The organism is Epilithonimonas tenax DSM 16811 (assembly GCF_000428485.1).
Taxonomy (GTDB): Bacteria; Bacteroidota; Bacteroidia; order Flavobacteriales; family Weeksellaceae; genus Epilithonimonas; species Epilithonimonas tenax.
This window is the reverse complement of sequence record NZ_AUAA01000069.1, coordinates 1-9,604: the sequence shown is the minus strand read 5'-3', so window position 1 is coordinate 9,604 and position 9,604 is coordinate 1. Positions and strand designations below refer to the sequence as shown.

At 33.0% G+C, this 9,604-nt stretch carries 8 protein-coding genes and 1 pseudogene; 2 read left to right on the top strand and 7 right to left on the bottom strand.

Annotated features, from left to right (window positions below; translation table 11 throughout):
- Positions 1-408: 408 nt before the first annotated feature.
- The 6 genes from F564_RS0116990 to F564_RS0116960 all read right to left on the bottom strand — a co-directional run bounded on the left by F564_RS0116990 (position 409) and on the right by F564_RS0116960 (position 7,850).
- The gene (locus F564_RS0116990; RefSeq protein ID WP_028123657.1) at positions 409-1,410 is read right to left on the bottom strand and encodes a DNA-processing protein DprA; all 1,002 of its coding nucleotides are present in this window, start codon (positions 1,408-1,410) and stop codon (positions 409-411) included.
- Positions 1,410-2,681, bottom strand: coding sequence for a hypothetical protein (locus F564_RS0116985; RefSeq protein WP_028123656.1), 1,272 nt, complete (start codon positions 2,679-2,681; stop codon positions 1,410-1,412). The genes F564_RS0116990 and F564_RS0116985 overlap by 1 nt, the downstream gene beginning before the upstream one ends.
- Before the next feature lie 521 nt (positions 2,682-3,202).
- A complete protein-coding gene (locus tag F564_RS0116980; RefSeq protein ID WP_028123655.1) occupies positions 3,203-3,934 on the bottom strand; it encodes a hypothetical protein in 732 nt (243 codons plus the stop codon).
- 109 nt (positions 3,935-4,043) lie between these two features.
- Positions 4,044-5,120 carry a restriction endonuclease subunit S gene (locus F564_RS0116975; RefSeq protein ID WP_028123654.1) on the bottom strand — a complete coding sequence of 359 codons (1,077 nt, stop codon included), beginning with the start codon at positions 5,118-5,120 and terminating at the stop codon, positions 4,044-4,046.
- A 29-nt stretch (positions 5,121-5,149) separates the two neighbouring features.
- Entirely contained in the window at positions 5,150-7,186 is a 2,037-nt protein-coding gene (locus F564_RS0116970) for an HsdM family class I SAM-dependent methyltransferase (protein WP_028123653.1), read from the bottom strand.
- Between the two features lie 304 nt (positions 7,187-7,490).
- Positions 7,491-7,850: a winged helix-turn-helix transcriptional regulator gene (locus tag F564_RS0116960; RefSeq protein WP_034981909.1), complete on the bottom strand. Its 360-nt coding sequence runs from the start codon at positions 7,848-7,850 to the stop codon at positions 7,491-7,493.
- A 99-nt stretch (positions 7,851-7,949) separates the two neighbouring features.
- On the opposite strand from F564_RS0116960, the gene F564_RS0116955 reads away from it, so the two are divergent.
- Together F564_RS0116955 and F564_RS0116950 are read left to right on the top strand one after the other, a co-directional pair.
- The gene (locus tag F564_RS0116955) at positions 7,950-8,552 is read left to right on the top strand and encodes an NADPH-dependent F420 reductase (RefSeq protein ID WP_028123651.1); all 603 of its coding nucleotides are present in this window, start codon (positions 7,950-7,952) and stop codon (positions 8,550-8,552) included.
- The gene (locus F564_RS0116950; RefSeq protein ID WP_028123650.1) at positions 8,553-8,960 is read left to right on the top strand and encodes a nuclear transport factor 2 family protein; all 408 of its coding nucleotides are present in this window, start codon (positions 8,553-8,555) and stop codon (positions 8,958-8,960) included.
- A gap of 221 nt (positions 8,961-9,181) precedes the next feature.
- Here F564_RS0116950 and F564_RS20805 read toward each other — a convergent pair.
- Positions 9,182-9,604, bottom strand: a pseudogene (locus F564_RS20805) (hypothetical protein); the annotation flags it as partial.

Genomic DNA, 9,604 nt, shown 5'->3' with positions numbered 1-9,604 from the left:
TGTCCAGCAAGATTTTGTCCAGCAGTTTTTGTCAGAGTCGGGTAGAAGTGGTCCGAAAAGTTGTCAGAAATGATCATCGAAAATTCCGTTAAGTCAGCGTTTTTTTTGAGAATTTTCGTCAGCGTTTTTTTTCAGTCCGATAGAAAATGAATTCAGACCTCTCAGCGCAAAGAATTTTGGTCTGGATTCAGATTCTTTTACGATTCAAGTTTGTCCAGTATTCAGAACGTTGTTTTTATGCCGAATCTTCAATGGCGTTTCTGGTAACGTTTCGGGGCTTTGCGATGGTGGGGCAATCGAAGTACAAAACTTCAATTTTGTACAAAAGTTCAATCGAAGAACTACCGTTGAACTTTGCAGTTTCGCCCCACTATTGCAAAACCCTTGTTAGTGGCTGGCTTTGTTCTGTTAACTGAATAATATTGTGTTAAATTGTTCGATATTTTTTGTTTTGCTCGTCATTAAAGTTTCAAATTCCGTGTAGTCATCTTTTGATTTAATTACAAATATTTTTGAAGTTTGTATTTTATCTTCCTTTGTATCCGTAAATTTAGAAAGCCCATTTTTGCCGTTTTGAATAATTTCTTTATTTGCGTTATAGGTTGGCAGTTCAAAGTCTGATGGAACTGGATTTATAACAGCAAATGGTCTTTGGGTTTCACAAAATGCTTTTGTCGTAAATCGAGAACCGCCGTCCAAAGAACTTTGGATTAAAATTAGTCCATTAGAAAGTCCTGCTTGTATTCTACAAGATTTAACTACCGAGAAAGTATCTTCCTTTTTATCTGGTGGCATTTCTGAAATTAAAAGTCCGCCACTTTCGATTGTTTTTTCTGCATTTTCAGCAGTTTTTTTCAGTAGAGTTTTTTTTGTATTGTAGTTTAGTCCGCCTGCTAAAATTCCAATAACATTTTTATGAATTTTCTCGTTTAGTTTAATGGAAAAATTATCAACTCCTTCCGCAAGTCCGTTGCAAATTGCCCAATTTGAGTTTGAATAAAATGAACCAATTCTTTCTGAAATTTTCACAGCGTTTTCATTTGGTTCCCTTGTTCCAATAATACAAACAGTTTTATTGTAAAGTAAATCAAGATTACCTTTGCAATAGATAACGGATGGCGGGTCTTTTATTTCTTTTAAAAGTATTGGATAATTGCTGTTTGTTAATTCGATTATTTTAATTCCCTCTTCTTTGCAGTTGTAGATTATTTCTTTTGCAGTTTCAACTGCATCATAAATTGTATCATCATCAAACGATTTGTTATTTGCTGATGTAATATTTTGTATTTCTTGGATTAAATTAGTGGTTTGAAATGTATCGTTTGAAACTACCTTTTTTACAAAGGCAGGTCCAATACCTTTCAATGCTGAAAGTGCTATTATCCCAAGTATTTTATTATTATCATTCATTAATTCCCAATGTTTTCAATATATCCGCAACCTGTTCCTCGAAATTGTGGTGGTAAGCACGAATAAAATTTAGCTCCATCTATTTTTTTTATTTTGATTTTTAAGAGTTTCCCGCATTTTGGACAAACTTTACTTTCAATTGGTAAAATTAAATAGAATAAGGCTACAAATAGTATGTTTTTTACTCCTTTGTTTCTTAATTGTTGCGAAATTTCATTTGCGGTTGCAGAAGATGTGAATTGGTCATCAATAACAATAACACTTTTATCTTTCAAATCAATTCCGTCAACTGTTTTGAGATACGTAGAAATAAAATTTCTTCTTGTTTGATAGTTTGGCTGATTTCTTAAACTTCCTACAACATCTTCTGACCATTCAAATAATTTCGCTTTGCTAATATTTGAACTTACAAGTTCAAATATTTCTTTCATTTTGTTGGGTGGTGTAGTCGTTTTTTTATCTGATACATAAGTCAAAAAATCCCAATGATATTCGGGGAATTTTTCAACTCTTGACAAATAATTTGATACTGATTTAGCTAATAATGAAATAAATTCTTGGCTTCTTGCAGGATTGTCTATTTGATAATATTTGTCTGCTCTTGCAAATCTGTCGCACTCGCCATCGTCTTGCCTTGCTAAACATCTAAAAGCAGTAAAATTTCCGCTATAACTTCGGTAAAGAAATTTAACCATATTGTCAGAATTTTCATTTTGAAATACAGCTTCAAGAGCTAAGAGTTCTTTAAGCGGATTTTCAATAATTTTTGTTAATTCATCAAAGGTTTTAGCGTAATAAGTTGCACCCATTTTTATAGGCTTCCAATCTTGACCAATTCCGTCACGTTCTTCAATACTTGTAGCTTTGTAAAATTGTGTCAGCACAGTCGCAATATTCAATCTCCGTCCAAGCTCGATGTCAAGCCAACTGTCTCCAATCATTATGAAATTATCTTTGTTAGCAAAGAGTTCTTTTAATTCTTGATTTGATTGTATGAAATTCGCAGTCTTTTCGATATTTGGTTTATCCGTAAGACTAACAGCTGGAATTTGAAAAATTTCTTTTGCTATGATATTTACATAGTCAGGATGACTGTCGGAAATAATAATTGCCTTATGTCCTTTTGCTTGAATGTTTGCGATAAATTCTTTTGCGCCTTGAATAAGAGGAATGTCAGATATTACGGTTTGTTGTTTACCGTCTTTAAAAGGCTTGAATTTTTCGTGAGCCGTATCTGTCAATGTTCCATCAAGGTCTAAAAGTACTATCATTCGGTGTCGGTTTTTAAGCTTGCCACTAACGTCCCGCCGCTTTGCGTCTGTTGTGGGATTTCAGCGACGAACATCACAAATATAGACAAATTATTGATTTAAAAAATTAAGTTTCGGAAAAAAAACCGAACCCCACAATAGCGCAAAACGGCTGTTGGTGGCTGCACTTCTTTCCACCACAAAATTTCTATTTCAACGAGGTTAAAAGATTTCTAAAGTAGGTTGCTATATTTCTAAAACTGTATACTATAAATCTAAAACTGTATGACATATATCTAAATTTTTATGACATAAATCAAAAGGTTTATGACATATATCTAATTTGGGTTATTAGTTTTCTAAAGTTTTATGACATAGTACTGAACTTGTTTAAGATATTCTTTAAGATGGTTGGTATATTCCTAAATAGGGTAGTGGGTTTTCTAAAATGGGTAGCAATAAACCAAAAACATAAAAGAATAAAACTTATTGCGTGAGCAATAAGTTTTATTCTTTTTTTTCTCTTTTTTAATGTTGTTGCTTTATAATCGAGGTTTTGAAAACTCTATACTTTTTACTTGTGCATATTGCGGACTTGTTGCACCAAAAACTGACTTAACGTACTTTTTAACTTCTAAAGCTGTTTCTACTAATGATGTAGTAGAAGTATATAATGTTTCGTTTCTTGCAATTCTTGAATTGCTGATGCTTGTATATGCAGTTGCAACGGCTGTATTCTTCGCTGATAAGTCGGCAATTTTTGCTTGGATTGTTGCTACTTGTAAATCGGTTTCGTTTGGTGTGTAGCTTGTTTCTGCTTCTAAAACCGAAGTTAAACCTGATAAATGCTGAATAAGTTGGTCGTAAGATTGCTGACTTGTTGAAATTGTTGTTGGTGCTGGTGTGTTTGGGTCGGTTGGTGTTTGTGCTGACGATGCTTTTTTACCTTGCATTTTGCGGTTAAACGTTTTAGCGTTGCCGATTGTTTCGGGTGTTGCATCGGTAGTTTGCAAAGCATTGACTAAACGAGTAGAAAATGACTTTAAACCGCTGAAAGCGGTTATGCGTTCATTTACTTTGTTGTTGTAATTTGTATTTTTTGAAATTACGTCTGCTAAATTACCTTCGGCAGATGCTTTTAATGAAATAAGTTGTGGCAGTTTTAAACTGTTTTTTGATGGGTTATAGGTTGCTCCATACCCTGTAACGAACTCAATTAAATCTTGAAAGTTTGCTACATTCTTTGCGTGACCTGTTTCGGAAGTAGATGCCATAATTTTTTTGGTTTTGAATTAATACTAAACCAAAAATAATAAAAATTGTTTTTTCTTACACAATTGATACTAAAATAAATAGCTAACCGAAAGGTTAGCTATTTATTTATTATTTGCTTACAACATTTTTTGTTGCTTCTATTTTTCTGTCGGCATATAAAACAACTTCTTTTATAACGAGTTTTTGAATGGCGGTTATAAAAATTTCCATTAGTTTGTAATTTGGTTTGTTGTTTATTACTGGTAATGAAATATTTAATTCGTCTGCATCTTTTGCATAAAAATTACGTGAATAACTAAATTGTCCAGCAGATGATGTTTTATGTATTGAAGATGTAACAAAAATTGAAGCCAATTTTGGTAAATTTTCTGTATGAACTATTGCAACGTGGTCATCGCCACCATATTTGTAATTGCGGTATTTTGCAGAACCAAACATATCAATTGTAGTAGTGTTTTCTGAAAAAATGTGAACATCATTTCCTATAAAAGCAGAAATTCCGTCATTAAATTCGCCCGCAGTTACAAATGGTAAATTACCCAAAATTCTGTCTGTGCTTTTTAGTCTTTGACCTCTTGTTGACTTACCAAATAAAGATTGAAGATTAAATGTTTTCCATTCTATATTTTCAAAATCTTCTAAAACTTTTTGTTCTTCTTTTGTTAAGTAGTAATCCTTTAGACCAGATGCTAATAAAAAAGCTTCCAGCTCAGCTATACGCTGAGCTTCCAGCTCAGCTAAAAAACTTTCCATAAATTCATAATCTATTTTACCTTTTTTTGTTGGTAATTGAATTTTTTGATTTTGAATTATTTGTACACTATAACTCGAGCTACCCCAAGTGAAAGAGCTAAAAGATTTATTCATTGATAAAATAAAAAATTGTGCATTGTTTTTATTAAATCTTTTGTCCTTTGATTTTACAATTTTGATTTTATCACCTGTAAAATATGGTTTTTCTTGATAAAACATTGTAGCAGTATCTTGCCCAAAAGAAATTGTATTTCCTTCATTTAGAAATTGCTCATCTTCATTAATGTATCCTTTTATACCATTATTTAAACCTGTACGAACGACATAAGGAAAATCACCACTATCAAAAATTTTTACTTTGTTTGCATCAAATCTTTTCTTGTAGGTGTTTATTTCAAACAAATCTCCAATTTTAAAATCTCCCCACTCCACTTTTTGTAATTTTTCGTTGAGTAGGGCATCTACTTTCCCAAGGTTTCGTTTTCGTTTTGTTGTTTTAGTATGTTAGAAACTTCCCAAGCAAGGTAATCGCCAACGGTTTTTTTGAAATCTTGTAAGGTTGGTTTTGTATCTATTTTTTGGTATTGGTCGTAATTCCAATCGTTACCTGCATTGGTTATCACGCTCATTTCGACAGTTTGTTTCAAATTCCATAATGTATCTGAAACATTGGCTGTTAAACCATTTTTATAAATTTCGATAATGTCGTTATAGCGTTGTACTGGGTTGTCGAGTTCGATAATGCCACGTTTGGTACGTTTGTAACCATCGTTGCGGAAGTCGATAAATTTTACTTGTTTTTTATAATCGTGTGGTTTGCCTGTGTGTTCGATTACATAAATAGAAGTTTGTACACCTGCCATTGGTTGGAATAAATCAATAGGCATTTTGATACTTGCTACTAATTGGTTTTGTGCTAAAATAGCTTTGCAACTTGCAACGCCACGACCATTTCCTGCTGAATCTTGAATGATTATAGCGGCTTTGCCACCAATTTGCATTTGAGCCAAACCAAAAAGTATAAACGGCATTCCGTTTTCTTTGAAGCTAAACGGTGGATTTAGTAATAATTTATCGGCTTGAAATTCTTGGTACAATTTTAATGGTTCGTTGAATGATGAACCTTTACGGATGTTACTCGAACCATCGCCACGCAAAATCATATTTGTAGATGCGAGTGTAAACATTTCGGCATTAAGTTCAACCCCAAGTAATTGATTTTTTTTGATTTCTTTTATTTTCTCGATGGCTTTGGTTGTATTCTTGCCATATTTTTGTTCGGCACAATCTATCATTAATTCCATTGATGAAATTAGGAAACCTGCCGAGCCTGTTGCTAAATCCATCACTTTAGAGTTTTCGTCAACCTCTAAAATTTGTGTCATCATTTTAGTAACATAAGGAGGAGTTAAGACAATACCAATTTCTTTTCCGTCGCCTAAAGCATATTTTAAAAACTCGGAATACATTTCGCCCATAATATCGATATGTCCGCTCATAGCATCGATAGACTGAAAGATATATTTGTGAACGTAGGTAAATATTTGTTTGTTGACGCTTGAAACTTCTGGCAATAAATCGCCAACGATTGCGTCTAAATCTGTTTTTGTATCTCGGTCGTTATCTTTGTTGATTTCCTTGAAAGACGACATCATAAGATGTAGTTTGTCTTGCGGAATTTCTTTTAATTTTAGATAGTTTTCAATTTGTGTAACAATGATGTCGCCATCACGTTTATTGTCAAGATTGATTCCTTTTAAGTCTTCTGGAACTAAACCTTTTTCAACATCTTTATCAATTATAATTTCTTGCATCGCCAAAAGCATACCCGAAATATACAACACACGTTGAGGAGCAGTAATGGCGTGGTTGTTCATTAACTTGTTTAGCTTTTTGGCGTGTTCTTGTAGTTTGGCTTGCGAGTCAATAAGGATTTTATGTTTCTCGTCTTCTGTCAGATTTGCCACTTTGTAAAATTCGGCAAATGATTTTTTAGATTCTAAAAAGTCTAAAGTTGTGTAGGTTTCTACTAATTTATAGGTTTCATCGGTTGCACCAAAAACGTAATATACTTGTATAGTTACATTAGTAGGATTGTCGCCTGAAATTCCGATTGCAATAGCTTCTTTGTATTTTTTGCTCATTATTGCACATTGTGCATAATGGATAGCTCCGTTTACAGCAAAGTTTTTAACAGATTTTATATCGTTTTTGATTTTATCGCCATTGGTTGAAGATAATTTACTCGCACCTAATTTGTTTTCGATTAAAACTGGTATATCAAAAGTTTCTAAATGAAAATCGGGTTTCCAAGATTTACCTTTTTCGGTTTCTCCTGCTTCTTCGAGTTCGATGCGTTTAATAAGTACACCTTGTTGAATAGCATTTTTGAGATAATCAGACATTGCAGATTCTACAGTATATTTAGTTTGTTTAATTCTTGCAAATTCTGATTTTACCCAATCATTTACATTATCTTCTAAACTCCAATTTTTCATTTTAATTAATTTCTCAGTTTTGACAAAAATAGTTTTTTTAAACGATTTTAGAAGTTTTTCTTTCAATTAAAGAAAAACAAAAAAAAGTGTTTTGCGAAAGCAAAACACTTTTTTTTTCTATTTTTTTTGTGGTTTTTTTTCTGCGTTGCTATCGTCATAGTGTTGCCACCAACGTTTTGCGGCTTTGCGAAGGTGGGGAATTAGAAGCACAAATGTTCATATTAGCACAAATATTGATTAGAATTCCAATGCTCAAATTTAGTACAAATGCCCCACTTTTGCAAAACCGCTGTTGTAGGCAGTTTTATTTCTTCGTTTTGCTCTTCTTCGCTTTTTCGCCCCAATTATTAAGTTGTTCTAAAATCGGTTGTAAAGATAAACCTAATTTTGTCAAAGCATATTCAACTCTTGGTGGCATTTCAGGATAAATTGTCCTTGTAATAAGTCCGTCTGTTTCTAATTCTCTCAAATGTTGTGTTAACATTTTTTCGCTTATTTGAGGGATGGCTCTCTTCATTTCACCAAAACGATATATTCCTTCGGTCATTTTCCAAAGTATAGCTGGTTTCCAACGCTTTCCCATTAATGACAATGCAAAAATAAACGGACATTCCGTTTCTAATGCTTGTTCATTTTCTAAATTTACCGAATTTTCTTTTCTCATTTTTATACTTACTTTTTGGTAACTACCATACAATTTAGTAACTACTTGCAAAAATAACTATACCTTCCGATATTTGCAACTCAAATTAAATAATAAATTATGAATATTAGTTTTATCGGTGCTGGAAATGTAGCATCAAGTCTTGGAAATTTATTTACGAATGCAGGTCATACCGTAAAATATGGCACACAAAACCCGAATGATAATCAGTTATCCGTAGCAGATGCAATTTCATTTGGTGAAGTAGTTTGTTTTGCCATTCCTTTTTCTGCAATGAATGAAGTTTTAAGTGCAAATAAAGAAAATTTGAAAGGAAAAATTGTTGTTGATATTACAAATGCAATCAATATTGCTGATTGGTCGCCTTTATTTTTAGGCGAAGACAGTGGTGGCGAACAAACTGCTCGCTTATTACCTGAAAGCAAAGTTGTAAAAGCTTTTAATACTATTTTTGCTGATGTGATGAAAGTCGAAAAACAACTATTTGAAGGACAAAAATTAACAGCCTTCATTGCCTCTGATGATAATGATGCAGCAACTACTATAAAGAAATTGGCTGATGAAATAGGTTTTGCTGGATTAATAGTTGGTGGAATTAAAAATGCTCGTCATTTAGAAGCTATTGCTCATTTGAATATTGCCATTGCTTTGGGTGGTGGCGGAACTGATGCAGGATTTCGTTATTTTCAACGAAAAGTATAAATGAAATCTCTATTTGTTTTAATTTTATTCACTTTCAATACTTTTCTAATGGCTCAAAAACCCACAATGCAAATCTGGACCGATGCTTGGCACAATGCCGATGCGGAAACTTTCAAAATTGTCTACTCAAAAAATGCTTTAATTTTTCCACCAAATAAGCCTACAATTCAAGGTAACGAAAATATTCTTGAATTTATGAAAGGTGGTTTAGGTAAAGTTGATGTCTTTTTTGAGCCTGAAAATTTTACAATTTCTGAAAACTTAGCTTTTGAGTTTGGAATTTTTAAAGATGTTGAATTATCAAGTCAAAAAGTGATTGGCGAAGGAAAATATTCCGTTACGTGGATTTTAGAAAACACAGTTTGGAAAATCCAATGCCATACTTGGTCAATGCCAGTAAAATTTTAAAATTGTCCTAATAAATTTATAACCACTTGTCTGTTAAATGTTAAGTGGTTTTTCTTTGCGTAATGGTCGTCAAAAATTGCCTACAACGTTTTGCAGATTTGCGATGGGCGGGATTTTTACCACAAATGTTTATGCGGAGCACAAAACTTTCGGCTACCCCTAAACTGTCTGCGGAGAACGAAACCCCGCCTATTGCAAATGTGCTGTTATGCGTTCGGCTTTTATTTTGTCGTGTCAAGTTTAATCAGTTTTTCAAAGTCCGTTTTTATTCTTTTTTGTTCGCCAAGTAAATAGTCGTCTGCGAATGGTGAACCACAGTCCTGATTGTTTAATTGATGAAGAAGTTTCCCGTTGTCAAAATAACTTCGGTCTTCAACTATTTCAGATTTTTCAAAGTCAAATGTTTCTGTGTCATTCATTTCCTTCATTGCTGTCGAGTCGTGATATATTGGTCTGTTATATTTATATGACTTTTCAAACACAAATGAAAGTTGTCCTTTGAGTAAATAATATTCAGTCAATAGCTGAAATGTTTCTCCAAAATGTCTGGTCGTAATTTTTTCTAATTGTCCGTTCAGATAATAAAATTTTGCTTCGCCTCCTTCTGTCGTTTCCCAAATGTCTTTGGTTTTAATGGTTGTCCA

Coding starts and splice junctions, on each gene's coding strand:
- F564_RS0116990 (WP_028123657.1), bottom strand. CDS start 1,410: ATGAATGATAATAATAAAATACTTGGGATAATAGCACTTTCAGCATTG.
- F564_RS0116985 (WP_028123656.1), bottom strand. CDS start 2,681: ATGATAGTACTTTTAGACCTTGATGGAACATTGACAGATACGGCTCAC.
- F564_RS0116980 (WP_028123655.1), bottom strand. CDS start 3,934: ATGGCATCTACTTCCGAAACAGGTCACGCAAAGAATGTAGCAAACTTT.
- F564_RS0116970 (WP_028123653.1), bottom strand. CDS start 7,186: ATGAAAAATTGGAGTTTAGAAGATAATGTAAATGATTGGGTAAAATCA.
- F564_RS0116960 (WP_034981909.1), bottom strand. CDS start 7,850: ATGAGAAAAGAAAATTCGGTAAATTTAGAAAATGAACAAGCATTAGAA.
- F564_RS0116955 (WP_028123651.1), top strand. CDS start 7,950: ATGAATATTAGTTTTATCGGTGCTGGAAATGTAGCATCAAGTCTTGGA.
- F564_RS0116950 (WP_028123650.1), top strand. CDS start 8,553: ATGAAATCTCTATTTGTTTTAATTTTATTCACTTTCAATACTTTTCTA.